At 63.9% G+C, this 25,762-nt stretch carries 22 protein-coding genes; 14 read left to right on the forward strand and 8 right to left on the reverse strand.

The window, feature by feature from the left end; all coding sequences use genetic code 11:
• Nucleotides 1–21 precede the first annotated feature (21 nt).
• From GGD40_RS24820 to GGD40_RS24835, 4 genes are all read right to left on the reverse strand, one after another.
• Nucleotides 22–669: an OmpA family protein gene (locus GGD40_RS24820; protein ID WP_035559073.1), complete on the reverse strand. Its 648-nt coding sequence runs from the start codon at nucleotides 667–669 to the stop codon at nucleotides 22–24.
• The gene (locus tag GGD40_RS24825) at nucleotides 666–3,023 is read right to left on the reverse strand and encodes a DUF802 domain-containing protein (protein WP_179745430.1); all 2,358 of its coding nucleotides are present in this window, start codon (nucleotides 3,021–3,023) and stop codon (nucleotides 666–668) included. The genes GGD40_RS24820 and GGD40_RS24825 overlap by 4 nt, the downstream gene beginning before the upstream one ends.
• A 10-nt stretch (nucleotides 3,024–3,033) precedes the next feature.
• A complete protein-coding gene (locus GGD40_RS24830) occupies nucleotides 3,034–3,813 on the reverse strand; it encodes a DUF3348 domain-containing protein (protein WP_179712174.1) in 780 nt (259 codons plus the stop codon).
• Nucleotides 3,814–3,968: 155 nt separating this feature from the next.
• The gene (locus tag GGD40_RS24835; RefSeq protein WP_179745431.1) at nucleotides 3,969–4,913 is read right to left on the reverse strand and encodes an aromatic alcohol reductase; all 945 of its coding nucleotides are present in this window, start codon (nucleotides 4,911–4,913) and stop codon (nucleotides 3,969–3,971) included.
• A gap of 325 nt (nucleotides 4,914–5,238) precedes the next feature.
• On the opposite strand from GGD40_RS24835, the gene GGD40_RS24840 reads away from it, so the two are divergent.
• The 7 genes from GGD40_RS24840 to GGD40_RS24870 all read left to right on the forward strand — a co-directional run bounded on the left by GGD40_RS24840 (nucleotide 5,239) and on the right by GGD40_RS24870 (nucleotide 13,364).
• Nucleotides 5,239–6,150: a LysR family transcriptional regulator gene (locus GGD40_RS24840; protein WP_179745432.1), complete on the forward strand. Its 912-nt coding sequence runs from the start codon at nucleotides 5,239–5,241 to the stop codon at nucleotides 6,148–6,150.
• Between the two features lie 5 nt (nucleotides 6,151–6,155).
• A complete protein-coding gene (locus tag GGD40_RS24845; protein ID WP_179747040.1) occupies nucleotides 6,156–7,388 on the forward strand; it encodes an NAD(P)/FAD-dependent oxidoreductase in 1,233 nt (410 codons plus the stop codon).
• A gap of 348 nt (nucleotides 7,389–7,736) precedes the next feature.
• Complete coding sequence (locus tag GGD40_RS24850; RefSeq protein WP_179745433.1) at nucleotides 7,737–9,986, forward strand: TonB-dependent receptor; 2,250 nt, start codon at nucleotides 7,737–7,739, stop codon at nucleotides 9,984–9,986.
• Nucleotides 9,987–9,997: 11 nt separating this feature from the next.
• Nucleotides 9,998–10,798 (forward strand): tetratricopeptide repeat protein, encoded by an 801-nt coding sequence (locus GGD40_RS24855; RefSeq protein WP_179745434.1) that lies wholly within the window; start codon nucleotides 9,998–10,000, stop codon nucleotides 10,796–10,798.
• Complete coding sequence (locus GGD40_RS24860; protein ID WP_179745435.1) at nucleotides 10,795–11,478, forward strand: Fe2+-dependent dioxygenase; 684 nt, start codon at nucleotides 10,795–10,797, stop codon at nucleotides 11,476–11,478. The genes GGD40_RS24855 and GGD40_RS24860 overlap by 4 nt, the downstream gene beginning before the upstream one ends.
• Before the next feature lie 237 nt (nucleotides 11,479–11,715).
• Complete coding sequence (locus GGD40_RS24865; protein WP_373565355.1) at nucleotides 11,716–12,006, forward strand: transcriptional regulator; 291 nt, start codon at nucleotides 11,716–11,718, stop codon at nucleotides 12,004–12,006.
• On the forward strand, nucleotides 12,003–13,364 hold the full coding sequence (locus GGD40_RS24870; protein WP_179745436.1) for a HipA domain-containing protein: 1,362 nt from the start codon (nucleotides 12,003–12,005) through the stop codon (nucleotides 13,362–13,364). Before GGD40_RS24865 ends, GGD40_RS24870 begins: the two co-directional genes overlap by 4 nt.
• 125 nt (nucleotides 13,365–13,489) lie before the next feature.
• On the opposite strand, the gene mctP is transcribed toward GGD40_RS24870, so the two are convergent.
• Both mctP and GGD40_RS24880 read right to left on the reverse strand, forming a co-directional pair.
• Nucleotides 13,490–14,971 (reverse strand): monocarboxylate uptake permease MctP, encoded by a 1,482-nt coding sequence (mctP, locus tag GGD40_RS24875; RefSeq protein ID WP_179745437.1) that lies wholly within the window; start codon nucleotides 14,969–14,971, stop codon nucleotides 13,490–13,492.
• Complete coding sequence (locus GGD40_RS24880; protein WP_035559097.1) at nucleotides 14,968–15,165, reverse strand: DUF3311 domain-containing protein; 198 nt, start codon at nucleotides 15,163–15,165, stop codon at nucleotides 14,968–14,970. Before GGD40_RS24880 ends, mctP begins: the two co-directional genes overlap by 4 nt.
• A 247-nt stretch (nucleotides 15,166–15,412) precedes the next feature.
• On the opposite strand from GGD40_RS24880, the gene GGD40_RS24885 reads away from it, so the two are divergent.
• From GGD40_RS24885 to GGD40_RS24915, 7 genes are all read left to right on the forward strand, one after another.
• Nucleotides 15,413–16,822 (forward strand): cache domain-containing protein, encoded by a 1,410-nt coding sequence (locus tag GGD40_RS24885; protein WP_176057586.1) that lies wholly within the window; start codon nucleotides 15,413–15,415, stop codon nucleotides 16,820–16,822.
• Between the two features lie 7 nt (nucleotides 16,823–16,829).
• Nucleotides 16,830–17,477, forward strand: a complete 648-nt coding sequence (locus GGD40_RS24890) for a response regulator (RefSeq protein WP_179745438.1) — start codon at nucleotides 16,830–16,832, stop codon at nucleotides 17,475–17,477.
• A 20-nt stretch (nucleotides 17,478–17,497) separates the two neighbouring features.
• Complete coding sequence (locus GGD40_RS24895; protein WP_179747041.1) at nucleotides 17,498–18,040, forward strand: hypothetical protein; 543 nt, start codon at nucleotides 17,498–17,500, stop codon at nucleotides 18,038–18,040.
• 158 nt (nucleotides 18,041–18,198) lie between these two features.
• Nucleotides 18,199–20,145, forward strand: coding sequence for an arylsulfatase (locus tag GGD40_RS24900; protein ID WP_179745439.1), 1,947 nt, complete (start codon nucleotides 18,199–18,201; stop codon nucleotides 20,143–20,145).
• A 14-nt stretch (nucleotides 20,146–20,159) separates the two neighbouring features.
• A complete protein-coding gene (locus GGD40_RS24905) occupies nucleotides 20,160–21,242 on the forward strand; it encodes a formylglycine-generating enzyme family protein (protein ID WP_179745440.1) in 1,083 nt (360 codons plus the stop codon).
• Nucleotides 21,239–22,033, forward strand: a complete 795-nt coding sequence (locus GGD40_RS24910) for a MetQ/NlpA family lipoprotein (protein ID WP_179745441.1) — start codon at nucleotides 21,239–21,241, stop codon at nucleotides 22,031–22,033. The genes GGD40_RS24905 and GGD40_RS24910 overlap by 4 nt, the downstream gene beginning before the upstream one ends.
• A complete protein-coding gene (locus GGD40_RS24915; RefSeq protein WP_179745442.1) occupies nucleotides 22,027–22,974 on the forward strand; it encodes a hypothetical protein in 948 nt (315 codons plus the stop codon). Before GGD40_RS24910 ends, GGD40_RS24915 begins: the two co-directional genes overlap by 7 nt.
• Here GGD40_RS24915 and GGD40_RS24920 read toward each other — a convergent pair whose 3' ends face one another.
• Both GGD40_RS24920 and GGD40_RS24925 read right to left on the reverse strand, forming a co-directional pair.
• The gene (locus tag GGD40_RS24920) at nucleotides 22,975–24,147 is read right to left on the reverse strand and encodes an HlyD family efflux transporter periplasmic adaptor subunit (protein ID WP_257030706.1); all 1,173 of its coding nucleotides are present in this window, start codon (nucleotides 24,145–24,147) and stop codon (nucleotides 22,975–22,977) included. It abuts the gene before it with no gap.
• Between the two features lie 66 nt (nucleotides 24,148–24,213).
• Nucleotides 24,214–25,761: an efflux transporter outer membrane subunit gene (locus GGD40_RS24925; RefSeq protein ID WP_179745444.1), complete on the reverse strand. Its 1,548-nt coding sequence runs from the start codon at nucleotides 25,759–25,761 to the stop codon at nucleotides 24,214–24,216.
• Between the last annotated feature and the right edge of the window lies 1 nt (nucleotide 25,762).

Here is a 25,762-nt window from a genome sequence, read left to right on the forward strand (position 1 = left end):
GCGCCGCGCACCCCTTCTCGTTCACTCACGCGCCTTCCCCGCCGCATTCGCCGGCCCCGGCACCGGCGCGATTTCCACCCGCCGGTTCTTCGCACGCCCCTGATCGTCGGCGTTCGAGCCCACCGGCTGCTGCGAACCGAACGCGGCCGCGAAAACCGAGGCCGCCGGCACGCCGTCATCGATCAACGCCCGCGTCACCGTCAGCGCGCGCTGCGCCGACAGTTCCCAGTTGTCCGCAAAGCGACGGTTCGCCTCGCGCACCTGCCGGTCGTCGGTAAAACCGCTCACCATCAGAATCTCGTCACGGGCATGCAGATACGCCGTGAGCGGTCCGGCCAGGCTCTTCAATAACTCGCGGCCTTCGGGCTGCAACTGGTCGGAGTTCAGCGCGAACAACACATTGCCGCTAATGCCGATACGTCCGTTGACCAGCGTCACGCGACCTGCCGCGAGTGGTCCCGCGAGCGCCTGCTCGAGGGTCTTGCGGCGCTGCGTTTCCACCTGACGCTGCTTGACCTCCTGCTCCAGCTTGGTCGACAGTTCGAGTTGCACGCCGATGACGCCCACCAGGATCAGCACGAAGGCGCCCAGCAGCACCGACATCAAATCGCCGAAGACCGGCCAGATCGGCGCGGTGGTCTCTACGCCGCCGTCGATTTCCTCGCTCATGCGGCGTCAGCTCCGGCCGAAGCGCGCTGCCCGGCGAGGTGCTGCAGATCCTCGACGATCTGCTTCTGCGACATCACGCTCAGGTCGACGACTTCCCGCGCCTGCGCCACGTAATACGCCAACTGTTCGTCACTGCGTGCGAGCGACTTATCGAGCGCGGCTTCGATCCGCTCCAGATGCGTGACCAGCTTGTCGTTCGACTCGCCGAACACCTGCACGGCGCTGCCGAACGCTTCGCCGAGGCTCGCCACTTCGACGGCGCTGCCGGTCACCTGCGCGGCGATGTCGCCGAGCTTGCCGGTTTCGAGTTCGACCTTGTCGGTGAAGCGCGTGCCCACCCGCTCCAGCAGATCCGCCGACGTCGAAACCAGCGCGTCGACGGCCGTACGTTGTTCGGTGGACGCGTGATTCACGGCATCGAGCAGCGTCTCCAGCGTTTCCAGCAAGCGCGCGCGCTCCTGCAACATCGCGGTATCGCGAACCATGCTATCGGACAGTTTCTGCCGCAATTCGGCGACGACTTCAGCCGCGGCCTTCGGCGCTTCCGACGCAGCCTGCACCAGTTGCCCGATCTCGGCGATCGTCTCGCTCGCGTGCGCCTGCGTCTGAGCCGACATGTCGCGCGCGGTTTGCTCCAGCGTCGCGCAGATTTCCTGCTGACGGTTCGCGGTGCGTTCGCCGGCTTGTTCCCACTTCTCGCTCAATGCAGCGGCCATCGAATCGAGTTTTTCGGTCCATGCGGCCAGACGTTGTTCATCTTGCGCCGCCAGTTCCGTGCGCAGGTTCGCGGCGGCTTTGGGGGCTTCGGCTGCTGCATCCACGAGGCGACCGATCTCGGCGATCGTTGCGCTCGCATGCGTTTGCGTTTGCGCCGCGATGTCGCGCGCGGTTTGTTCCAGCGTCGCGCAGATTTCCTGCTGACGGTTCGCCGTGCGTTCGCCGGTCTGCTCCCACTTCTCATTCAACGCAGCGGCCATCGAACCGAGCTGTTCGGTCCAGGCCGCCAGCCGTTGTTCGTCCCGCGAGCCCAGCGCCGTCTGCAGATTCGCGTGCGACTCGCCGACATTGGCGAGCAACGACACCGAATGCTGCTCGAAACTCGCCGCGGCCGCCGCCAGCGCTTGCCGATTGTTGTCCGCGAGCGTCTCGCCGACACGCTCCTGCCGCGACAACGCGTCGTTCCATGCCTGCGACACGCCCTGCGCGGTGGCATCCAGTCGCGCGGACACGCCGTCGAGCAAACCGGCCGAGCGTTGCTCGAACGTCTCCGTGAAGCGATCTAGCGTTGCCCGCAGATGCTCCGTCAGTTCCTCGCTCGAACGCTGATGTCCGGCCAGCGCCTTGTTCCAGATGTCGGCCACGTTCACGGCCGTCGCTTCAAAACCGTTCGACAACCCGTCCAGTTGCCGCTGCACGGCGTGCGAAACGCTGGCGTGCAACGCGGTGGTCTCGCGTGCGAGACCGGCCATCGTCGCTTCCATCACCGGCTGCAACGCCGCGCCGGCCGCGCGCGTGCTGTCGGCAACACTCTGCTTCAACGACTGCTCGACAGACGCGGCCAGCCGCGTATAAGCGGCCTCGGCCTTGCCATGAAACGCCTCCTGGCTGGCCACCTGACGCTCGCTCGACGCGAGACTCTGCTGTTCAATCGCCGACATCATCGACTGCAGGCGGTCGACCAGTGCGGGCATCACATCGGCCTGCCGTTGCAGAAGCCTGAAACTCTCGTCGCGCTGATGAGCCTGCGAATAGATGCGCAAGCTCGTCGCGATCTTCAGGTCGAGCGCTTGCGCCGCCTGCAACCGTTCGCGACGGCACAACGCGGCCAGCAGCCCGAGCATCGCGGAGGTGGACACGCCCGCGATCGACGTGCCGAATGCGAATCCCAAGCCCTTGACCGGCGCGGCCAGCGAAGCACGAATCGCCTGCAGATCGGTCGAGCTTTCCAGCGCGAGGCCGGTGCCGCGTAACGTCGCGACCATGCCAAGCAGCGTGCCGAGCATGCCCAGCAGCACCAGCAGGCCGACCAGATACGGTGCGAGCGCGGGTCCGGGCAAGGCCACCCGCTCACCTTCGACGCGCAAACGCGCCGCGTTGCGCAAGCTCGGATGCAACGAGTCGAGCCAGCCGCCCAGGCTCGACGGCGGTCCGGACAGCGCCGCGACGGCGCGCGTCAACGTGCCGGTCGCCTGGTTGTAACGATGCAGTTCGAGCGAGCCCGCCAGATAGCACACACCGATCAACAAGGTGACGGCCAGCGCCAGCGGGTTCGAACCGAGGTAACCCACGGCGATCCAGCACACGGCGGCCAGGCCGGCCAGAAATACAACGAGATCAATACGATATCTGGACATAGTGTCCCAGTTAGCTGGTGCGAAGAGCCGCGAGCAACCCTTCGACCGGTTGAAAACGAACGTCCAGTTCAGCAAGCAACACGCTCTGCATGTCCTTGCGGAACACGTCCAGCCATGCGCCGGGCGTTACCGCCGCGACGTCGTCCGAGGCCACGGCGGCGGCCAGCGCCGCCTGCTCCGCCGCGCGCAAGCGCTCGAAGTGCCCGGCCAGCAGACCGGGCACGCTGCCCAGCAGGTTCCGCTCACGCTCGCCGAGCGCGCGCTCCATGACGGCGTCCAGCACCGCGAGCCGCGCCAGTGCGGGCGTTTTGGCGGCCAGCAGGCTGCGCAGGCGCACGCGTAACGTGCCGACCGCAGTTTCCATCGACTGCTGCAACGCCTGGTAGCGCTGCCGGAACACCGCGTAATCGGGCGCCGCGTCGGCCGGCGCGGGCTGCGACGGCATGTGGGCGTGCGGGTTTCCATACGGATGGGCCTGCGGGTGGGCAAATCCGCGCCGCTTGCTCGCCACGAGCACGCTGTCGCCCGCCACGGACTTCGTCAGCGAAACGCGCACGCGTGCGCATTCGTCCTCTTCGGCGCGGCCGAACGCCCGCGCCCCGGCCGGCACTGCCGGCGGCGCGCCGTTCAGCGCCGACGACAGCGCAATAGCGTCGGTCCAGCCGAGCCATTGGCTAAGCCGGTCCGAGAGCGATTGCCGGGATTCGGGGACATCGACATCCGCCAGACGAGCCAACAGGCGAATGAGCGCCGGGCCGCTAAGAGCTGTGCGCTGGGGGGCTTGCAACATACCACCGGAGTCAAAAAAGTCAGCAGTTTACACGCTGCCGGGGTGGAAGCTGCCGCCGCGCGATTTAGCGGGCCCGCAAGAGAGGGTTTTCGAAGGACGCGGCGCGGCCGTGAAGCCTGCTTCGAGGTGCCGCGCCGGTGGGTGACAACCCGGCTTTACTGGGGCGAAACGCTCGCGTCGAAGCGCAGGTTGTCGCGCATCCATTGCTCCATCGAGCAGACGGCGAGCTGCTTTTGCGCGTTGAAGGTGCGCGCCTTGTGCCACGACACGCCGGCCCCTTCCGCGAACACCACGCGGTATTTGCACAGCGAGTCGCCCGGCTGCGTCGCGAGTTCGCTCATCAATTGCGGCACGCTCCATGCCACGCGCCGCGATTTCACGCCGCGCATCGCGTCGATGCCGTCCGCGAGTTGGCCGTAGGTGACGGTATCGCCCGCCACGTAGACGATTTCGTCCGCAATACGCGGTTCGGTGAAAACGATCTCGGCGGTCAGCATGCCGATGTCGTCGGCGGTAGTGACAGTCACCGCGTTGTCCCAACTGCCGAGCGCATGAACCGTGTTGCGTTCGAAGTCCACCACGCCGAACGACGGCTCGAACAGGAAACTCGTGAACATGCCCGTCGACACGATCACCCATTCCGTGTTCTGTTGCGCGCGCAACAGATCGCGCACGTCGAGTTGTTCGTCGAACAGATCCTGCGCGCTGCCCCGGCCGATCACGTCATAGTCGACGCCGAACTGCCACGGGAAATAGCGTTTGATGCCAGCTTCAAGCGCGGCGCGCGCGAGCTTGAGCTGCACACCTTTGCCGCCGACGAACCCGGTGCACGAAATCACCGTATCGAAGCGCCGGAACAGGTCGGCAAGCGACGCATCGGACAGCGCGTTGAGGTCGCCCGGCACGAGTTCGATAGCCAGCGCGCGCAGTTCGGCAACATCTTTCTGCTTGGCCGGATCGTTCGAATCGAGCGCCGATGGGCGCAGCAACGCGGCGACCGACACGCCCGTCTTCACGGCGGCAAGGCGCGCGAGATTGCGCAAGACGGCCATGCCGAGCTCACCGGCGCCGAGGACGAGAATGGATTGAGGATGCGACATGGTGGTGACCTTTTCTGACAGGCAATAAAGTGGAAAAGCGAGGTTTGAAAACCGTGCGGGCGCGAACGTGATCCGCCGTGACCGGCGCGGTATTTCGCAGTGGCTTCAGGCAGGAGTCAGCCTGACGATCTGGAGTCTAGTGGCGCGAGGCATCGGCATTGTTCGCCGCTACGGAATTGACAACGCGAGCCTCGCGAACGCCGGGTTCGGGCGCGCGCGGACATCGCGCCGGCCAGGCGCAACGCGCCGGGGTATCCCTGTAAGATGAATCCCGCTTCAACGCGCTCACGGACAGCGCGACACGAACCGCACAGGTGCCCGGCTCATGGACAAACTTCAAGCGATGACCACGTTTGTGCGCATCGTCGAGGCTCAAAGCTTCAGCAAGGCAGCCGAAACGCTCGCGCTGCCCCGTTCGTCGGTCACGACAATCATCAAGCAACTGGAGCGCGAACTAGGCGCCGCGCTGCTTCGCCGCAGCACCCGAACGCTCAGTCTGACCGACGCGGGCGAGCGCTACTACGCGTCATGCCGCGCGATCCTCGCGGAAATCGCGCGCGCGGAAAGCGAACTGTCGACCGACGCCACCGCGCCGCGCGGACGCGTGCGAGCGGACATGCCGGGCGTGATCGGCCGCGGCCTGGTGTTGCCGCGGCTCAAGGATTTCGAGCAGCGCTTTCCCGGCATCGAACTCGTGCTCGGTCTGAGCGATCGCCCCGCGGACCTAATCTACGACGGCATCGACTGCGTGATTCGCACCGGCGCGCTGGCGGATTCAACGCTGACCGGCCGTCGCGTCGGGCAGTTGAACTGGATCACCTGCGCGTCGCCGCGCTATCTGAAGGAGCACGGCGAACCCGATACCGTGGCCTCGCTGGTGGATCACCGTGCGGTCAACTACATCTCGAACGCGACCGGCCGGCCGCTCGACTGGCGCTTTCACGTTCATGGCGAGCAGCTCACGCTGAGCATGCCGAGCCGCTTCGCCGTCAACGAAACCGAGGCCTATCTACAGTGCGGTCTCGAAGGATTGGGGTTGATCCAGCTGTCGGAGTTCGTCGCGTTGCCGTATCTTCAATCGGGCCGTTTGAAGGAAGTGCTGGCCGACGCGAGGAGCTCGCCGGTGCCGGTTTCTATCGTCTATCCGGATGGCCGCAACGCGAGCGGCGCGACCCGGGCGTTCGTGGAGTGGGTCGTGGAATTGTTCGAACACAGCGACTTGGGGCGAGGCCAATGAACCGCATTCCATTCGACACCGTGGTACTCGGCGCGGGCATTGTCGGCGTGTGCGTCGCCGTGCATCTGCAGAAGCGCGGCCGCCAGGTCGCACTGGTCGATCGCAAGCTGCCGGGCAATGAGACGTCGTTCGGCAACGCCGGGTTGATCCAGCGCGAAGGCGTCTATCCGTACGCGTTTCCGCGCGACCTGGACACCTTGCTTCGCTACGCGCGCAACCAGTCGCCGGACGTTCGTTACCATGCCGCCGCGCTGTTCAAGGTGGCGCCGTTCCTGTGGCAATACTGGCGCAATTCGCACCCCGCCACGCACGCGGCGATCGCCAAGTCGTATTCGACGCTGATCGAGCGCAGCGTGAGCGAGCACCGTGCGCTGGCCGCCGCGGCCGACGCAAGCGCGTTGTTGCGTCCGATCGGCTGGATGAAGGTGTTTCGCAGCGCAGCGGCTCACGACAAGGAAATCCGCGTCGCCGAACGCTGGCACGCCGAGTACGGTGTCGAGTTCGACGCGCTCGACGCCGCTCGTCTGCAGCAGATGGAACCCGATCTCGACGGGACCCTGCTCGGCGCGGTGCGCTATCCGGAGTCCGATTCGGTGAGCGATCCGCATGCGCTCGTCACCGCCTACACGAAATATTTCGAAGCGCTGGGCGGCCGCTTTTTTATCGGCGATGCGGACACGCTTCGCGAGGGTTGGGAGGTCGATACGCAAGCGGGAACGATCGCGGCGCAATCGGCGGTCGTCGCGTTGGGACCGTGGTCGGATCCGCTGACCTCACGACTGGGTTACCGCCTGCCCCTCGCCGTCAAACGCGGATATCACATGCACTACGCGCCGCAAGGAGCGGCCCGTTTGAATCATCCGGTGCTGGATGCCGAGACCGGCTACGTGCTCGCGCCGATGGCGCGCGGCATCCGCCTGACCACCGGTGCGGAAATCGCCTTGTACGATGCGCCCAAAACGCCGGCGCAACTCGCCGCGGTCGAACCGGTTGCACGCAAGCTGTTCCCGCTAGGCGAGCGACTGGACGACGAACCGTGGATGGGTCGCCGTCCCTGCACGCCCGACATGATGCCGATCATCGGGCCCGCGCGAAATCATCGGGACTTGTGGCTCGCGTTGGGTCACGCGCATCACGGGTTGACGCTTGGCCCGATCACGGGTCGCCTGATCGCCGAAATGATGACGGGCGAGGAGACGGTAGTGGATCCGCGGCCGTTCAGGGTGGAGCGGTTCTAGATTCCCGACGCGGGCTTAGGCTTAGGCCGCGTTGAAAGCGTGGCGGGTGGCGGGTGGCGGGTGGCAAAAAACCACACCAGATATTTAGACAAGCAGACGGTGCCACGCGCCTTACAGACCGTATCAAATCTCGCCCTTCCTCGCTCAAATTCGGCCATCGTCGAATTAATACGCCGAATCAAATCCCCCATTCCCCGTCCTCCCCGCACGTTTTTCGTTGAGAACGCTTCTCAATTACAACTACATTGCATAGAATGCACGCCGAAAACACTTTGTAATAAACATGGAATGGCCGGGTAAGGTTGATGAAACAACATCCCAGGTCGCCAGCACTCGACGGGGAAAAAAATGAAGTTGCGGTCCGACGAACCTAAGCTCGGGAAAATCAGCACGACACTGTGCGGCATGCTGGCCGCCGGCCCTGCTCTGGCACAGGGCACCGCCGGCACGGCGCCGCCCGACAAGGAGAGTCAGCTCGCGCCGATCGCCGTGCAGGGTCAGGCGGACCACGGCTTCAAGACCGATCGCTCGGCGTCGGACAAATTCACCGCGCCGCTCGTCGACACGCCGAAGTCGGTGACCGTGATTCCGCAGGAACTGATCAAAAGCACCGGCGCCGCAACGCTGACCGAAGCGCTGCGCACCGTGCCGGGCATCACCTTCGGCGCCGGCGAAGGCGGCAATCCGCTCGGCGACCGGCCGTTCATTCGCGGCTACGACGCCCAGGGCAGCACGTTCATCGACGGCATGCGCGACGTTGGCGCGACCACCCACGAAGTGTTCAACATCGAAAGCGTCGAAGTCACAAAGGGTTCGGACGGCGCCTACGGCGGCCGTGGCGGCGCGGGCGGCAGCATCAACCTGATCACCAAGGCGCCGCATCTGGGCAATTCCGCCGACGGCAGCGCGGGCCTCGGCACCGACCGTTACCGCCGCTTCACCGCGGACGGCAACTGGCAAATGGCCGATCACGCGGCGTTCCGCCTGAACGTGATGAGCCACAACAACGACGTGCCGGGCCGCGACTCGGTCAACAACGAGCGCTGGGGCATCGCGCCGTCGTTCACCTACGGGCTCGGCACGCCGACCCGCGTCACCGCGAGCTACTACCACCTCGCCACCGACGACCTGCCGGACAGCGGCATTCCGTATTTCTACACGACCACCAACAAGCCGGCCAACGTCGGCACGATCTTTCCGGCCAACGTGGACCGTCACAACTTCTACGGCCTGATCGACCGCGATTTTCGCAAGACGACTTCGGACATCGGCACGGTGCGTATTGAGCACGACATCAACAGCAATCTGACGATCCGCAACACCACGCGCTATACGAAGGCGACCCAGGACTACATCTGGACCCAGCCCGACGACAGCCAGGGCAACGTGCTGAACGGCATGGTGTGGCGCCGCGCGAATACGCGGGCGAGCGACGTCTACAGTCTCGCGAATCAGACTGAGTTGTTCGGCGAGTTCAAGACGGGTTTCCTCAAGCACAGCTTCACCACCGGCCTCGAAGTGTCGCGCGAAACCAGCGTGAACGATTCGTACACCGTGGCCGCGGCGACCGGCGCGATCTGCAAGACCAAGGGCATTGGCGCGGCGTCGGGCTATAACTGCACGAGCCTGTGGTCGCCGAATCCGAACGACCCGTGGGCCGGTTCCGTGCGTCAGACCAACGACCCGAGCGAACAGCGCACCGTCACCAAATCGGTGTACGCGTTCGACACGATCGAATTGACGAAGCGCTGGCAAGCGAACGTCGGCCTGCGCGTCGACGATTACTCGACCGATCTGCGTAACACGGTGGCCAACGGCGGCAATCGCGTTTCGCGCGACGACACGCTGTTCAACTACCAGTTCGGCCTCGTCTTCAAACCGGCCACGAACGGCAGTGTCTATGCGTCGATCGCGACGTCGTCGACGCCGGCCGGCGCCTTGCTCGGCCAGGGCAGCGAAACGCAGTCCTTGACGCCGGGCCGCGGCGGGGTAGGCGCAAACGCCGCCCAGCTCGTGCCGGAAAAGAACCGCAGCATCGAACTCGGCACCAAGTGGAACGTGCTGAACAACAAGCTCTCGCTGACCGGCGCGCTGTTCCAGATCGACACGACCAATGCGCGCGTCACGCTGCCGAACAACGAATACGCGATGGTGGGCAACAAGCGCGTGCAAGGTGTCGAATTCGGCGTGGCCGGTCAATTGACGAACAAGTGGCAAGTGTTCGGCGGCTACACGTACATGAAGAGCGAGTTGCGCGACAACGGCAAGACCACGTCGGACAACGGCCATCAGTTCCCGAACACGCCGAAGAACAGCATCAGTTTGTGGACCAGCTACGACGTGTTGCCGAAGTTCACGATCGGCGGCGGCGCGTTCTATATGTCGCAGGTGTACGGCGACACGGCGAACCTGCGCGCGGTGCCGTCTTACTGGCGCTTCGACGGCGTGGCGACGTACCGGATCAACAAGAAGGTCGATCTGCAACTGAACGTGCAGAACATCTTCAACCGTACGTATTACGACCAGGCGTATCCGGCGCACTATGCGTCGATCGCGGCCGGGCGTTCGGCGTTCCTGACGCTCAACGCGCATTACTAGGCAGTGGCGCGATGGAACAGGTGAGCGTGAAGGCGTTGGCGAGCGTGTCGCATGACGAACTCGCCGCGATCCTCGCCGGCCCGCCCGCGCAGGCCGCTGCGTGGGTCGCGGCGGCGGCGCATAACGGCATTCTCGAGGCGCAGGCCGTGTACGGTCAGTATCTGCTCGACGGACACGGCGTGGCGCGCGATGCCGGCGAAGCCTTCACGTGGTTCACCCACGCGGCGCGCCGGGATCATCCGATGGCGATGAACATGCTCGGCCGCTGCTACGAGCACGGCTGGGGCACCGCCGCCTGCGCGCCGGTCGCCGTGTATTGGTACCGGCTCGCTGCGCGAGCCGGACTCGATTGGGGCATGTACAACTATGCGTCGGCGTTGACGCTCGGCCATGGCGTTGAAGCCGATCGGGCGCAGGCGTTGCAGTGGTTTCAGCGTGCCGCCGAACTCGGCCATGTGAAGTCGCTCAACTTTATCGGCAGCTTTTACGAGGACGGCTGGGAAGTCGATGCGGACGCAAGCATCGCGTTCGACTACTACCGCCGCGCGGCGGAAGGCGGTGATTTTCGCGGACAGTTCAATTACGCGCGACTGCTGGCCGCGCGCGGTGAGATCGAAAGCGCGTTGCACTGGCTGCGGCGGGTGCCGCAAACGGGCACCGCGGCGTTCGTCGCGAAGATGCGGACGTGGCTGGCCGCTTCGCCGGTGAAGGCGTTTCAGGCCCTGGCGGACGACTTCAATACGGAAAGCCACGCGGGCAGCCTGGCAACGTTCGCTACCACGATGAACCTGACACGGGAGTCGCGCGCATGATGCTCCATCTTCCCGGCGTGCTCAGCAAAGAGCAGGTCGCGCAATGCCGCGACGTTCTCGATGCGGCGGATTGGATCGACGGTAACGCGACGTCCGGCGCGCAGTCGGCGCAAGCGAAACGCAACCAGCAGCTAGCGGAAGGCTCGCCCGCCGCACGCGCGGTGGGCGATGCGATTCAGGACGCGCTCGGGCGCCATGCGCGCTTCTTTTCCGCTGCGTTGCCGCTCAAAGTATTTCCGCCGCTCTTCAACCGCTACGCCGGCGGCGATGGTTTCGGCACGCACGTGGACAACGCGATCCGCCAGTTGCGCGGCACCGACTTCCGGATTCGCAGCGATCTGTCGGCCACGCTTTTTCTCGCCGAGCCGGAGTCGTACGACGGCGGTGAACTCTGCATTGAAGATACGTATGGCGTGCATCGCGCCAAACTGCCGGCCGGCGACATGGTGCTCTACCCCGCGTCGAGCCTGCACCACGTCAGCGCCGTCACGCGCGGCGTGCGGGTCGCGTCGTTCTTCTGGATTCAAAGCATGGTACGCGACGACGGCGAGCGCGCACTGCTGTTCCAGCTCGACAACGACGTGCAGCGTCTCACGACCGAGAAAGGCTCGAACGATGCGACGGTGATCAGCCTGACCGGCGTTTATCACAATCTGCTGCGGCGTTGGGCGGATGCGTGAGGGGGTGGGAGGCAAAAGCGCCGGCAACTGCCGGAACGCTGGCCTCATCGGCTAGTCGTCTTCCTCGACAGTCATAGTTTCCCATATGGGAAATAATTAGGTCACGCGAAAGATTTCTGTTATTGTTTCTCATATTGGAAACATAGGTAAAGACACTCCGCGAATCTTTGATTATTTCCAATATGGGAAACTATGGCTCGCTCTCTCGAAACCCCAAGCTCTCAACCCGGCCCACAGGTGCTCGACCTCGGCACCTTGGGCGAGCTCGTTCGTCACCGTCGCCTGGCACTGGCGCTGCGCATCGACGATGCTGCACACGCCTGCGGGGTGGCGGCCAATGTCCTCTCACGGTTGGAGAACGGCAATTCCGTAGGAGTCGACCGCCTTCTTCTGGTGCTCTCCGGACTTGGGCTCGCAATGCTCATCACCGGTAAGGAACAGGCGCTGCGGTACATGCCGGAGCAATCCGGCGACGACAGCTTGCCGACTTCCGTCGGGCTCGATAACGACAAGGGGCATAAACCATGAGCGAACATTCGCTTTATGCCTTCACGGAAACCCTGCCGGTCGGGAAACTCAGTCACGACGCCCAGGCAGGCCGCTACAGCTTCCAGTATGCCGACGCATGGGCGGCGGCGCACCAGTCGTTCTATCTCTCGCCAGCCATTCCGTTACACCGGGAACCTGAAAGCCCCGGGGCCGTGCAGCGGTTTCTGGAAAACCTGCTGCCCGAAGGGCGTGCGCTCGATATTGCCTCCGTCTTCAACCAGGTGTCGAAGGGCAATACGTTCGCCCTGATCAACGTGCTGGGAAAGGAACCCGTCGGCGCATTCAGTTTCGTCGCATTAGACGCGAGTGAGGAGAAGGCCGCGCGCATCATGCGCGAGCAGTTGCTTGAACCCATCCGCCGACCGCTGCCCGATGAGGAATTGAGTCAGCGCATCCGCGAGCGCGACGCGATCCCCTTCCCGGTTTGGGACCGCAAGGTTCGCCTGTCACTCGCGGGATATCAGGACAAGCTCCAGGTTCTCGTTGAAGATTCGCAGCTCTCGCTGGCCGACGGCTCGCTCAGCTCGACGCACCTTCTCAAGCCGGAAAGCCTCAATCCGCGCATGCCCTTCATGGTGGCCAACGAGCACTTCTGCATGAGCGTCGCCGCGCGTTTACGCATGCCAGTTGCCCCGGTCGCCATTCGCCGGATTCCGGAGCCGATTCTGCTCATCGAGCGCTTCGACCGCGAGGTGAAATGGCGGGATGGGCAGGTTGACCAGGTTCATCGTCTGCACGTGATCGACTCGTGCCAGGCACTCGATTTGCCGCGCGATTTCAAATACGAGCGCAACCTCGGCGCCGGCGAAAACGTTCGCAACATCCGCGAAGGCGTGAGTTTCGAGCGGCTCTTCACGCTGCTCGACCAAATGGTGACCCCGGCGACCGCGCGTCCTTTCCTGCTCCGATGGGCCTTGCTTCAACTGATGCTAGGCAACAGCGACGCGCACGGAAAAAACATCTCATTCTTTGCGGGTCCCGCGGGACTCACGCCCGCGCCCATGTATGACATCGTCTCGGTCAACGTCTATGGCCGCGACGTGGAGGCTGACATGGCGATGGCCTACGGCGATGTTTTCGTTCTGGAGGACATCACACCGTACGCACTCGCCGATTTCGCAAAGCGTACGAATACGCCGCCCGCGACACTCGCACGCGAGATAGTGCGCATGGCGGATGCCATTCTCCGGCACGCGCCAGAGCAGGCGGCCTCCGCTGTTTACTCAGAAGACGAACGCGCACATGTCAAGCGGATTTCTGATTTCGCCTGCGTCCAGGCGACGCGTTTGCGCGGGCTCGCTCGCGAAGTGCCGAAAGTGAACCCGAACCTGCTCTGATTCGTCGACGTCTCCGTCTCCGTCTCCGCAAACATTACCGCCAAAAGAAAATCCCCCGAAACGTAACGTTTCGGGGGATTTCAGCGAATCGGCCTTAGCCCACCAACGCCTTTAACAACGACCCATCACGCAGCCGCCACTACCCTACGCGGCGACACGACCGACACCACAAAGCTCACGACGATATTCGCCGTCAGCGCGATCAGACCGATATACACCGGATAGACCGCATCGCCCAGATGCAGCGCGTACACCGGCTTGAGCCCTTGAATGATCGCAAGGCTCGTCCCGATCACAATGCCCACCAGCCAGCCGAGGAACAGACCCGGCGTATTCAACCGGCGCGTGTACAGCGAGAACACGATAGCCGGGAAAATCTGCAGAATCCACACGCCGCCCAGCAGTTGCAGATCGATCGCGTACTGCGTCGGCAGGAACACGATGAACAGCAGCGCGCCGAACTTCACGACCAGCGACACGATCTTTGCCGTAGAGGCTTCGCCTTCAGGCGAGATATTCGGCGACACCAGCGGACGCCACAAATTGCGCGTGAACAGATTGGCCGCACCGATCGACATGATCGCGGCCGGCACCAGCGCGCTGATCGCAATCGCCGCCGCCGCGAAGCCCACGAACCACGACGGGAAGATCGAGTTGAACAACGCCGGCACCATGTCCGACGCCGACTTCACATGCACGCCGGCCGCAATCGCCATATAGCCGAGCAGCGCGATCAAGCCGAGCAACAACGTGTAGGCCGGCAGGAAAATCGCGTTCTTGCGCACCGTGTTCGCCGACGCGGACGACAGCACCGCCGTCATCGTATGCGGATACATGAACGCAGCCAGTGCCGAGCCCAACGCGAGCGAAGCGTAAGCGGTGAACTGCGTCGGCTTCAAAATGATGCCGGTCGCGCCGCCCTTGGCCTTGAAGTAGGTATCGGCCGCGTCGAACACGTGCGCATAGCCGCCGAGCTTCGCCGGAATCAGCCACACCGCCGCGATCACGACGATATAGATCATGATGTCCTTGACGAACGCGATCATGGCCGGCGCCCGCAGGCCGCTTGCATACGTGTAGAGCGCCAGAATCACGAAGGCCACGATCAACGGCATTTCGCCGGTCACACCGAGCCCCTTGATCACGACCTGCATGCCCACCAGTTGCAGCGCGATATACGGCATGGTCGCGACGATACCGGTGATCGCAATGGCAGCCGGAAACCACTTGCCGCCGTATTCGCCCTGCACGTAATCCGCCGCCGTGATGTGGTTTTTCGCATGCGCGATTTTCCACAGCTTCGGCATCACGGCGAACACGAACGGATAAACGATGATGGTGTAAGGCAACGCAAAGAAGCCATATGCGCCCACCGAATAAACCAGCGCGGGCACCGCGATCACCGTATAGGCGGTATAGAAGTCGCCGCCCACGAGGAACCACGAAATCACCGTGCCGAACTGGCGGCCGCCGAGACCCCATTCGTGCAATTGGGTCAGGTCGCCGCGCTTCCAGCGTGCGGCGAAAAAGCCGATCACGGTGACGAGCACGAAGAATGCGATAAAGACGGTCATCGCAACCGGATTCACGGGGTTCGCATCGCTCATTTGACACCTCGGTACACGACGTAAATCAGGAGCGAGGTCAACGGCACCCACAAGAACTGATACCAGTAGAAGAACGGAAAGCCCGCGAACGACGGACGTGTGTCGTTATAGAACGGCAGCCATAACAACGCGATATACGGGATCAACAGAATGAGCCAGAGCCATGAACGGCCGGCGGTTGGGGAGGTCTCCACACACTTCTCCTAAGTCTATTATTGAAACCGCGCGCCACGACTCGTGGCCCGGCACGCGGAAACCGGTTACCTGATATTAGACGGCAAACCCGGAGTTTGCAGCCGGCGCGGCGGCCCGCGAGCCGCCGCTCGCCGCGGGGATGTAGTATTCGCCTTCGTCAGCGTCCTCACAAGCGCGCGACTACGTACGCCGGCTACGTAATACCACGTAGCCGGCCTCGCACAGTGCGTTGCGGTCTCTTCAACCATGAAACTCAAAGCGAAGCTTGTTCTGCTGGCCATCGTGCCCTTTCTGGCCGCTATCGCCAGCATCGAAATCGGCGTGCGCCAGGAAGCCATGGCGCTTGCCGAGTCGCAGCACGCGACCACGCAGGCCGCCTACCTGGCCAGCAAGCAACTCGAACTCAAGCACTACGTCGAGCTCGCCTCCACGGCGATCGCGCCGCTGTATAACGCCGGCCAGGAGAATGCGCGCGACGACGCGATGCTGCGCACCCGCGCGCTCGACGTGCTGCGAAAAATGGACTACGGCAAGGACGGTTACTTCTTCGTCTACGACACGCATGGCCGCTCGTTGATGCATCCGCGCGAACCCGATCTGGTTGGGCGCGATCTGTGGGAACTGCGCGATCCGCAGGGCATTCTGACCATCCAGCAACTGCTCGCGGCGTCCGCGCGAGGCGGCGGCTATGTGCGCTACGTGTGGCATCGGCCGTCCACCGGCAAGCTCGCGTCGAAACTCGGCTACGTGGTGCCGCTCGAACGCTGGGGCTGGATGATCGGCACCGGCATCTATCTCGACGACGTGGATGCGGCGCTCGCGGATATCGACGCGCGCGCGGCGGCGAATATCGACCGTACGATGAAATGGATCGACGCGATCGCGATGGCCGGACTCGCGGTGATCGCGCTGTGCGCGCTCGTGCTCAACGTCACCGAATACCGCAGCGCCGACGCGAAACTGAAGCGGCTCGCGCAACAGGTGGTCGAGTCGCAGGAAAACGAACGGGCGCGCCTGTCGCGTGAATTGCACGACGGCATTAGTCAGATGATGGTGTCCGTGAAGCTGCTGCTCGAATCCGCGCTGGCGCGCTTCGAGCGCAGCGAAGTGCGGGTGCCTGCCGCGGAGGCCGCGCTCACCACCAGCTTGACGCGACTCGGCGATACGTTGCGCGAAGTGCGGCGCATTTCGCATGCGCTGCGTCCGTCGATGCTCGACGACCTCGGTGTAGCCGCTGCGTTGGAGCAACTCACGCGCGAACTCGGCGAGCAATCGGCGATCGAGATCGGCTTCACGCAGATCATGCACACCCACGCCGCGGTGTTGCCGGACGCGGTCAACACCGTGCTGTTCCGGATCGCCCAGGAAGCGCTGACGAATATCGTGCGCCACGCGCAAGCGTCGAGCGCGGCGCTCACGCTGGAAGTCTCGCACGACGCCGTCACGCTGACGATCGCCGACAATGGACGCGGTTTCGACACCGCCTATGCCTTCGTCGGCCGACGCTCGGGCGTGGGTTTGCGTAATATGCGCGAACGGCTGGAAGCTTTGGGCGGCAAGCTGTCGCTCAGTTCGCAAACCGGCCATACGCTCGTGACCGCGCGCGTGCCGCTCGACACGCCGGTGCGTCACGCGCCCGACTTGCAGGAAAGTTAATCACGTCATGACCGACTCCTCATCCGCTATCGCCCGTTTGCTGCTCGTCGACGATCACCCGCTGGTGCGCGACGGTTTGCGCGCCCGGCTCGAAGCAGGCGGCAATTTCGAAGTAGTCGGCGAAGCCGGCAATGCGCAGGAAGCACTCGCGCTCGCGGCCGAAGCAACGCCTCATCTCGTGCTGATGGACGTGGGCATGAACGGGATGAACGGCATCGCGCTGGCCGGCATGTTCCATGAGCGCTTTCCGGCGATTCGGGTGCTGATGCTGTCCATGCACGACAACCTCGAATACGTGACGCAAGCCGTGCGCGCGGGCGCCAGCGGCTACGTGCTCAAGGATTCGCCGGCCACCGAGATCATTCAGGCGATCGGTGTGGTGCTCGACGGCAAACAGTTTTTCAGCGCCGGCCTCGGCGCGCGTTTGATTCAGGCGTCGGCCAACCAGTCGCCGGTTGAACGGCTCACGCCGCGCGAACGCGATATTCTCGACGCGCTCGCGGAAGGTCTGTCGAGCAAACAGATCGCGCAACGCAACGACCTGTCGGTGCGAACGGTGGAGACGCATCGGTTGAATCTGAAGCGCAAGCTCGATATCGAAGGGCAGGCGGAGTTGATCAAGTTCGCGGTGGAGAACCGGCGCACCAAGAGGTAAACGGAGGTGAGCGTATGAGGATGACCCGTCGGATCGCAGTGCGGCTCGCCAGTCTGATGTTCTTTGCCGCAACCCTTCACGCCCATGCGGAGCCGGTTCGCATCAATCGCGGGCACGACCCGTTCTTTCAGATTTCCAAAGCAATCGATCATTGCCCGATCCCGTTAGGTCCGCTCGAAACCGAGCAGGAATGGCTCGACGACAGCCATTACCGGATCGAGCGCGGCAATAGTTGCTGGATAGAGGGACGCTGCCGTTTATCGAACGGCTATCTCTACGACACGGAAATTGCCGACGCCGTGCAGCGGCGCCTCACCAATATCAATTACGCGACGCACTGGCGCGAACAGTCGACCTTGTGGCTCACGCTGCAACGCCGCTTTATCTACGTGCAAGGCTGCGTGGCACCCGGCTTCGACAAGCAGGCCTTTCTCACCGAACTCGGCAAAACCGCGGACGTCGAGCGCGTGATCGACGACACCACTAACAACCCGAATGCCGCACAACTGCCATACAAAACGCTCGCGGATCCGGACAAGCCCGTGCTCGATCCCGGTAACTAACAAAAGTTAATACACGCGAAAACACCGTACGCGCCATACCCACTATTTCGCTGCAACACCTATATCGGCAATCGAACATAGCAACGCAGAAATCGATCTTTGGCCGTCCTGACGTCATTGCTAACATCGGCGACCCGACACACTCGGTCACCACAACAATGACAACACATCGATCGCAACGCCCTGTTCTGCGTCTCGGCATCATCGGCGCAGCCGTCGCCAGCCTCGTCGTCCTTGCTTCATGCGGCGACAACAACGTGCCCGGCGGCGCGACCCCACCCGTCGTCGCGCAGAAGCGCCCGAACATTCTGTACATCATGGCCGACGATCTCGGCTACTCCGACATCCACGCATTCGGCGGCGAAATCAACACGCCGAACCTCGACGCGCTGGTGCAATCGGGCCGCATTCTGACCAATCATCACACCGGCACGGTCTGCGCGATTACGCGCTCCATGCTGATCTCCGGCACCGATCACCATCTGGTCGGCGAAGGCACCATGGGCGTGCCGACCGATGAACGCAAAGGACTGCCCGGCTACGAGGGTTATCTGAACGACCGCGCGTTGTCGGTCGCACAACTGCTGAAGGACGGCGGCTATCACACGTATATGGCCGGTAAGTGGCACATCGGTTCCGGCATTGTCGGCAGCGCGACGGGCGGCGGGCAGACGCCGGATCAATGGGGCTTCGAGCACAGCTATGCGCTGCTCGGCGGCGCCGCGACCAATCACTTCGCGCATGAACTGGCGAACTCGCAGAACTACACCGAAGACGGCAAGTACGTTCAGCCCGGCCAACCCGGACAACCGGGCGGTGCGGGCGGCAGCCCCGCCGTGTTCTACTCGACCGACTTCTACACGCAACGCCTGATCTCGTACATCGATTCGAACAAGGGCGACGGCAAACCGTTCTTCGCCTACGCGGCTTATACGTCGCCGCATTGGCCTTTGCAGGTGCCCGATCCCTATCTGCACAACTACGTCGGCCATTACGACGCCGGCTACGACGTGATTCGCAACGCGCGCATTGCACGGCAAAAAGCGCTCGGCATCATTCCGAGCGACTTCGTGCCGTACGGCGGTGCATCGGAAACGCTCGTTACGAGCGCGGCCACGCCGAACAACGGCACGGTCAACGCGAAGTATGTGAGCGCGGTGCATAGCGCGGTGCAAGGCTATACCGACTACGGCCCGGGCACGGTGAACAAAACGTGGGCGAGCCTCTCGCCGGCCGAAAAGAAAGCGCAGGCCCGTTACATGGAAATCTACGCGGGCATGGTCGAGAACCTCGATCACAACATCGGCCTGCTGATCCAGCATCTGAAGGACATTGGCGAGTACGACAACACCTTCATCATGTTCCAGTCGGACAATGGCGCGGAAGGCTGGCCGATCGACTCCGGCGCCGACCCGACCGCCACCGACACCGCCAATGCCGCCGACCCGGTCTACTCGCAACTCGGCACCGACAACGGCAAGCAGAACGCGCAACGTCTGCAATACGGTTTGCGCTGGGCCGAAGTGAGCGCGACACCGTTCCGGCTGACCAAGGGCTATTCGGGCGAAGGCGGCGTGTCCACGCCGTTGGTCGTGCATCTGCCTGGCCAGACCACGCAGAAACCGACGCTGCGCGATTTCACGCACGTGACCGATAACACCGCCACGTTCCTCGCCGTCGCGCAGATTTCGCCGCCCACGCAAGCCGCGCCGCCGCTGATCAACACGCTGACCGGCGTCGATCAGAACAAGGGCAAGGTGGTCTACAACAATCGTTATGTGTATCCGATCACCGGGCAGTCGCTGCTGCCGCTGCTGAACGATCAGAGCACGGCGGCGGTACACAGCGCGTCGTTCGGCGACGAAGCGTACGGGCGCGGCTATCTGCGCAGCGCCGACGGTCGCTGGAAAGCACTGTGGACGGAGCCGCCGCTCGGTCCCGTGGATGGTCACTGGCAACTGTATGACATGAGCGCCGACCGCGGCGAAACGCAGGACGTGTCGACGCAGAATCCCTCGGTGATCGACGGTCTCATTCAGCAATGGAACAGCTATATGAGCAGCGTCGGCGGTGTCGAGCCGTTGCGCCCGCGTGGCTACTATTGAGTCACGAGCGCGCCATGACAGTACGTTTCAGGCTGAAGCGCGCCACGGCGCTTTACGGCACTTACGCCGCGATCGCCGTGGCCGCGTTCGCCGCCGCTTTTACCGCTGCCATGGCCGCTTCGGCGGCATTCGGCAGCGGCAAGACGAGCGCGTTCGACGACCTCAATCGCTCGCGCCCGCTGGTCTCACTCGGCTCCGAATCGCAATGCGAGCGCTACGGCGGTTTGCCCGCGCGCTGGCGCGACGATCCGCGAGCCGGCATGGTGCATCTGCGTGGCGGCGACTTCGTGTTCGGCAGCAAACTCGGCTACGAAGACGAGCGCCCTGCCGGCGGCGGTAAAACACATGTCGCCGGTTTCTGGATCGATCAGACCGACGTGACGAACGCGCAGTTCGCGGCCTTCGTCAAAGCGACCGGCTATGTCAGCGATTCCGAACGCCAGGGCGGCGCCGTGGTGTTTCACACGCCGACGCGCGACGAGATGAACGCACGCGATCTGGCGTGGTGGACGTGGGTGAAGGGCGCGGCGTGGAATCATCCGAGCGGGCCCGGCAGCACGCTCGACGGCCGCCTGAACCAGCCCGTCACGATGGTCACGCAAGCCGACGCGCTCGCCTACGCACATTGGCTCGGCCGCGATCTGCCGACCGAAGCCGAATGGGAATTCGCGGGCAAAGCCGGTCACGAAGGCGCGGACCTCGATACCGCGCCGCGCGACGAACACGGCAAGCCGAGCGCGAATTACTGGCAAGGCGTGTTTCCCGTCTTGAACACGAATGAAGACGGCCACGTCGGACTCGCGCCAGTCGGCTGCTATGCCGCTAACGATTTCAGGCTCTACGACATGATCGGCAACGCATGGGAATGGACGCGTGACGTCTACACGGGTCCGCACCAATCGCACACCAATGGCGATACGGCCGCGGTCGCGCCGCTCGGCCGCAAGCACGATACGCCGATGGTGATCAAAGGCGGCTCGTTCCTGTGCTCGCGCGACTATTGCGTGCGTTATCGGGCGGCGTCGCGTGAACAGCAGGAAGCGGATTTGCCGGCCTCGCATATCGGCTTTCGCACTGTGTCGAGGGACGCGTCATGAAGCTCCTTAAATTTGCAACCGCGCTGCTGCTGGGCGCGGCATTTTTGCTTCCGCATGCGGAAGCAGCAGAATCGCAGGTCATCAGGATCGGCGTGATTCCCGGCGCACAGGCGCAAATCATGGACGAAGTACGCCGTGTAGCAGCCAGCCAGGGACTCACGCTCGACGTCGTCGTGTTCGATCAACCCGAGCGCATCGATGCGGCGCTCGCTGCGAAAGAAATCGACGCGGCGAGTTTCGAAGACGGCCCGAGTCTCGACGCGCAACGCAAACAGCACGGCTATCCGCTGACCCGCGTCACGACGACCGTGACGTTTCCGATCGCGCTGTACTCGCGCACGCTGACCAACCTCGGCCAGTTGCAACGCGGCGCGACGATCGCCATTCCCGACGACGCCGACGGCACCTCGCGCGCACTGATCCTGCTGCAGAACTTCACGCTGCTGACCTTCAGGGACAGCGCCGGCCTGCATGCCAAGCTCAGCGATATCACCAGCAACCGGCTGAATCTGAAGATTCGTCGCGTGCCGCGAGCGCATCTGTTCGATACGTTGAATAGCGTGGCCTTCGCCGTGATCGATAGCGACGACGCCGCGCGCGCAGGTCTTTATCCGGCACGCGACGGTCTCGGCATCGAAGACGCGCGCTCGCCCTACGCGAACGTGCTAACGGTGCGCGACCCCGACCGCACGCAGCCGTGGGTTTCGCAACTGGTCGCCGCGTATCACTCGAACGACGTCGCGCATTTCATCCTGACGCGTTATCAGGACTCGGTGCGCCGACCGTGGTAAACACCTTCTCGTTCGCGTGCTCGGCGTGCGGCAAATGCTGCAATAGTCCACCAGCGATGACGTTGCCCGAGTTGTTCCGGCATCGCGATCTGTTCATCGGCTGTCTGGCGATTGGCCGCGTGCCGCACAGGCGGGCCGGCGAGCGGCTGCGTGCGGGTCAGCATGAAAGCGTACTCGACGAAACGGATGCCGCCGCATTTGCATCACTCGCAGATACGCTGCTGCATGGTGCCGGCGATACCTTCAGCATCGTCACGCAGGGCTACGACTACCCGTCTCTCGCCCGCTGCCCTGCGCTCGAAGACGACGGACGCTGCGGCATCCACCTGAAGGGCAAACCCGTCACTTGCGAAGTGGTCCCGCTCGATCCGCTCGTGCCGGACACGCTGCAACATCTGGTGCTGGCTGGGCGCAATCAAAGCGCGCTCTATCTCGGCACCGATTGCATTCAGGAAGGACCACGCGCCGATGCGACGCTGCTGGTCGCCGAGGGCCGCATCGAAGACGCGAACGCTCAACACGCGTTGGCGCGTCGCCGCCACGCGCTCGAACAGGAAAAGGCGATGTGGGGTCGCGCCGTATTCGAATCGCTGCGTAACGATCTGTTCGAGTCGCCCGCCGCGTTGGCCCGCATTCCCGCAGGCGGTTTTCTGACGATTTCGATCGTGCCGGCGCTGTTGGCCGTAGCCGGCGCGTCCGTGCGCTGCCGTGAGTGGTGTCTCGACTATATCGACAGTCAACTCGCGTTGATCGATCGCCGCATCGCGCAAGCGTTGCTGCGCCGCCGGCTCGATGATCGCCCGGTCACGCAGGAACTGCGCGGCTTCGCCAGCGCGTTTCAGCGCGCCAGAACGCTGCTCACTGCGCCGACACAGAGTCGCAACGAAGACTTAGTCTTCGCATCGAGCGTCGAAGCCTACTTATCCAGCGCGTGCAATTAACTAATCCGCTGCGCCACCGCGGTCGCTATTCTCCCCGATGATTCGCGCGATCAATGCGTCGGCATCACGCGAGACGTTGTCGTGCACCCGGGTCGTCTGTGCCGCCGCCGGTGTGTCGTTGCCGATCAGATGACCGCCGCGCTGGTGCGTATCCACCGACACCTGCATCGACAAACCCAGCCGCAACGGATGCGCGGCCAATTCCGCCGCATCCAGCGAAATCACAATCGGCACGCGCTGCACGACCTTGATCCAGTTGCCGGCCGCGTTCTGCGACGGCAACATTGAAAACGCGCTACCCGTACCCGCCGAAAAACCTTCCACATGGCCCCGATACACCACTTGCGAACCATACACATCCGACACGATACGCACCGGCTGCCCCACCCGCATGCTGCGAATCTGTCCTTCCTTGAAGTTGGCCTCGACCCACAAACGTTCGAGCGGAATGATCGACATCAGTGCGAGCCCGGGCCCAACCTGCTGCCCGATCTGCACCGAACGCTGGCCGACCGTGCCGTCCACCGGCGACACCACGGTCGTACGCTGAAAATTGCGGTACGCGAGCCGCAATTGCGCGGCAGCCTGCAAAACCGTCGGACTCGATTCGATCGGGAATTTGCCGCCTAACGCACGCGCGGCGTCGAGCTGAACCTGCGCGGACGCAAGATTCGCCTGCGCGACCGCCACCGTCTCTTTGGCACGCGCCAGTTCTTCCGGCGACACGACTTCCACCGACGCATGGTCGCGCGCCGCCAGCGCGCGTTGCGCCAAAGCGAGTTCGGCACGGCGCGCGTCGATGGATTGCACGTACAGCTTGCGCGAGATCGTCGCGTTCGCCACCTGGCGCACGGCCAGCGTCAGTTGCGCGCGAGCCTGCGCGAACGCGGCAGCGGCCTCGGTATCGTCGAGCTTGACGAGCGGCTGACCGGCTCGCACCTGGCGCGTGTTGTCCACCAGAATATCCGTGACCGTGCCCGGTATTTGCGCCGCGATCTGCACGATGTTGCCGGCCACGTAGGCGTCATCGGTCTCTTCGTAGAAGCGAGTGCTTAATCCCCAGTACGTGAGCCACACCGCGCCGCCGAGCGCCACCACGCCGAAGAAAATGGCGAAACGGCGCCGCCGTGCTGCGCGTTTGCGGTCGTGCAGCGTGTCAGCGTGGTCCGCCATGCTGGCCGCGTCGGGCTGTTCCTGCGTCCAGCCGGCGGCATGCTGTGCCTGTTTATCGTTGTGCATTCAATCGAAGTGCGTGTCCATGATGCGTGCGTGGGAGAAAAAGGCCGGCTGCGAATGCGCGATCGGTGCACCGGCCACGTTGCGTTCGTCGAAACCGCCGCCGAGCGCGCCGACCAGCGCCACTTGCAACAAGCGGCGGCGGCCTTGCAGATCGACCTGCTGCGCGCGCTCGTCGAGCAGCGACAGATCCGCGAGCGTCACGTCTTTCTGCATGCCGATACCGCGCCGGTGCCGCTCCTCGGCAATCGCGACGATGCGCGAGGCCGCGTCCACCGCGTGCGCCTGTTCGAGCGTGAGCGTGTCGACGGTGCGCAGCGAGGTGAGCTGCTGCGCGACCTCGCCGAGCGCCTGGTCGATGGTCTTGTTGTAGAGGCCGACGGCCGCGTCGACATTGGCGTAGTCGCCGCCTAGTTGCGCGCGCAACCGCGTTCTGTCGAAGATCGGCAGCGAAATGGCCGGCCCCACCGAACCGGTCAACGCGGCACGCGAGAACAGCGCGGCCGGCGTCAACGCAGTTAGGCCGGCAAACGCCACCAGATTCACATCGGGATAAAACTGCGCGCGCGTCGCGTCGGTATTCGCGAGCGCCGCTTCGGCCCGCAACCGTGCCGCCACGATGTCGGGACGGCGGCCGAGCAGATCGACCGGCAGTTGCGCGGGCAACGGAGTATCGGCAGTCGCGGCAAGTCTCGGACGATGCAACGACAAGCCGCGCTCCGGACCGCGCCCCGTCAACACGCCGATCCGCAACTCGGTCAACTGGATACGCTCGTCGTTGAGCACCTGCTGCGACGCGAGGCGGCTGCGTTTGAGCGAGGCGTCGGCCGCGTCGTACGCGTTGTCGATCCCGCGCGCGCCCCGCTCGCGCAGCACGGCGTCGACGTGGTCCGCGGCCTGTTGCTTCTGCAACAGGATTTCCTGCATCGCGAATGCACGGTCGAGTTCGCAGTAGAGCGTTACCAGAGCGACCGTCAGCGTGAGGCGCGCCTGTTCCGCGTCGATGCGAGCGGCGTCGCGCGTGGATAGCAGGCTGCGTGTCAGCGCGGCATTCTTGCCCCACAGATCGAGCTGATAACTCAAACCGGCGATCACCGCGGAGGGCGACACCGTCGAATCGTTGAACAACTGCACCGGAATCTGCTGACCGCCGACCGACACGTCGGCCACATTGTCCGGCTGCGGCAAACGGGTTTTGCTGACCGACGCGACCGCCGTGCCGGTCAAGCCGGTCAGCGACGCGAACTGTTCCAGTTGCGCCTGCGCACCGCCAACTCGCGCCTTGGCGATCTGCAGACCGGGATTGTTCGCCAATGCTTCGGCGGCGAGTTCGTTCAGTTGCGGATCGTTGTAGCGCTTGACCCAATCGGGCGCGGGCCACGCACCGTTCGCGCCTGGGCCGACGGTTCGCGCAAGCGAATCGGCGGAAGGTTTGAGCGGCTCGACGTTGGTGTGCAGACCGGCATCGCTCACGCAGCCGTTGAGCGCCGTGGCAAGAAGAAGCGGCAACGTAATTCGCGTGGAGAAGCGGCCTTTCAGGCGTCGGCTCATG

The organism is Paraburkholderia bryophila, assembly GCF_013409255.1.
Classification (GTDB): Bacteria; Pseudomonadota; Gammaproteobacteria; order Burkholderiales; family Burkholderiaceae; genus Paraburkholderia.

What these genes read in the sequence shown, in the direction of transcription:
- GGD40_RS24920 (WP_257030706.1), bottom strand. Translation starts at nt 24,147, where the DNA reads ATGGCGGACCACGCTGACACGCTGCACGACCGCAAACGCGCAGCACGG.
- GGD40_RS24910 (WP_179745441.1), top strand. Translation starts at nt 21,239, where the DNA reads ATGAAGCTCCTTAAATTTGCAACCGCGCTGCTGCTGGGCGCGGCATTT.
- GGD40_RS24885 (WP_176057586.1), top strand. Translation starts at nt 15,413, where the DNA reads ATGAAACTCAAAGCGAAGCTTGTTCTGCTGGCCATCGTGCCCTTTCTG.
- GGD40_RS24855 (WP_179745434.1), top strand. Translation starts at nt 9,998, where the DNA reads ATGGAACAGGTGAGCGTGAAGGCGTTGGCGAGCGTGTCGCATGACGAA.
- GGD40_RS24830 (WP_179712174.1), bottom strand. Translation starts at nt 3,813, where the DNA reads ATGTTGCAAGCCCCCCAGCGCACAGCTCTTAGCGGCCCGGCGCTCATT.
- GGD40_RS24925 (WP_179745444.1), bottom strand. Translation starts at nt 25,761, where the DNA reads ATGAGCCGACGCCTGAAAGGCCGCTTCTCCACGCGAATTACGTTGCCG.
- GGD40_RS24890 (WP_179745438.1), top strand. Translation starts at nt 16,830, where the DNA reads ATGACCGACTCCTCATCCGCTATCGCCCGTTTGCTGCTCGTCGACGAT.
- mctP (WP_179745437.1), bottom strand. Translation starts at nt 14,971, where the DNA reads ATGAGCGATGCGAACCCCGTGAATCCGGTTGCGATGACCGTCTTTATC.
- GGD40_RS24860 (WP_179745435.1), top strand. Translation starts at nt 10,795, where the DNA reads ATGATGCTCCATCTTCCCGGCGTGCTCAGCAAAGAGCAGGTCGCGCAA.
- GGD40_RS24820 (WP_035559073.1), bottom strand. Translation starts at nt 669, where the DNA reads ATGAGCGAGGAAATCGACGGCGGCGTAGAGACCACCGCGCCGATCTGG.
- GGD40_RS24905 (WP_179745440.1), top strand. Translation starts at nt 20,160, where the DNA reads ATGACAGTACGTTTCAGGCTGAAGCGCGCCACGGCGCTTTACGGCACT.
- GGD40_RS24895 (WP_179747041.1), top strand. Translation starts at nt 17,498, where the DNA reads ATGACCCGTCGGATCGCAGTGCGGCTCGCCAGTCTGATGTTCTTTGCC.
- GGD40_RS24835 (WP_179745431.1), bottom strand. Translation starts at nt 4,913, where the DNA reads ATGTCGCATCCTCAATCCATTCTCGTCCTCGGCGCCGGTGAGCTCGGC.
- GGD40_RS24825 (WP_179745430.1), bottom strand. Translation starts at nt 3,023, where the DNA reads ATGTCCAGATATCGTATTGATCTCGTTGTATTTCTGGCCGGCCTGGCC.
- GGD40_RS24840 (WP_179745432.1), top strand. Translation starts at nt 5,239, where the DNA reads ATGGACAAACTTCAAGCGATGACCACGTTTGTGCGCATCGTCGAGGCT.
- GGD40_RS24870 (WP_179745436.1), top strand. Translation starts at nt 12,003, where the DNA reads ATGAGCGAACATTCGCTTTATGCCTTCACGGAAACCCTGCCGGTCGGG.
- GGD40_RS24900 (WP_179745439.1), top strand. Translation starts at nt 18,199, where the DNA reads ATGACAACACATCGATCGCAACGCCCTGTTCTGCGTCTCGGCATCATC.
- GGD40_RS24850 (WP_179745433.1), top strand. Translation starts at nt 7,737, where the DNA reads ATGAAGTTGCGGTCCGACGAACCTAAGCTCGGGAAAATCAGCACGACA.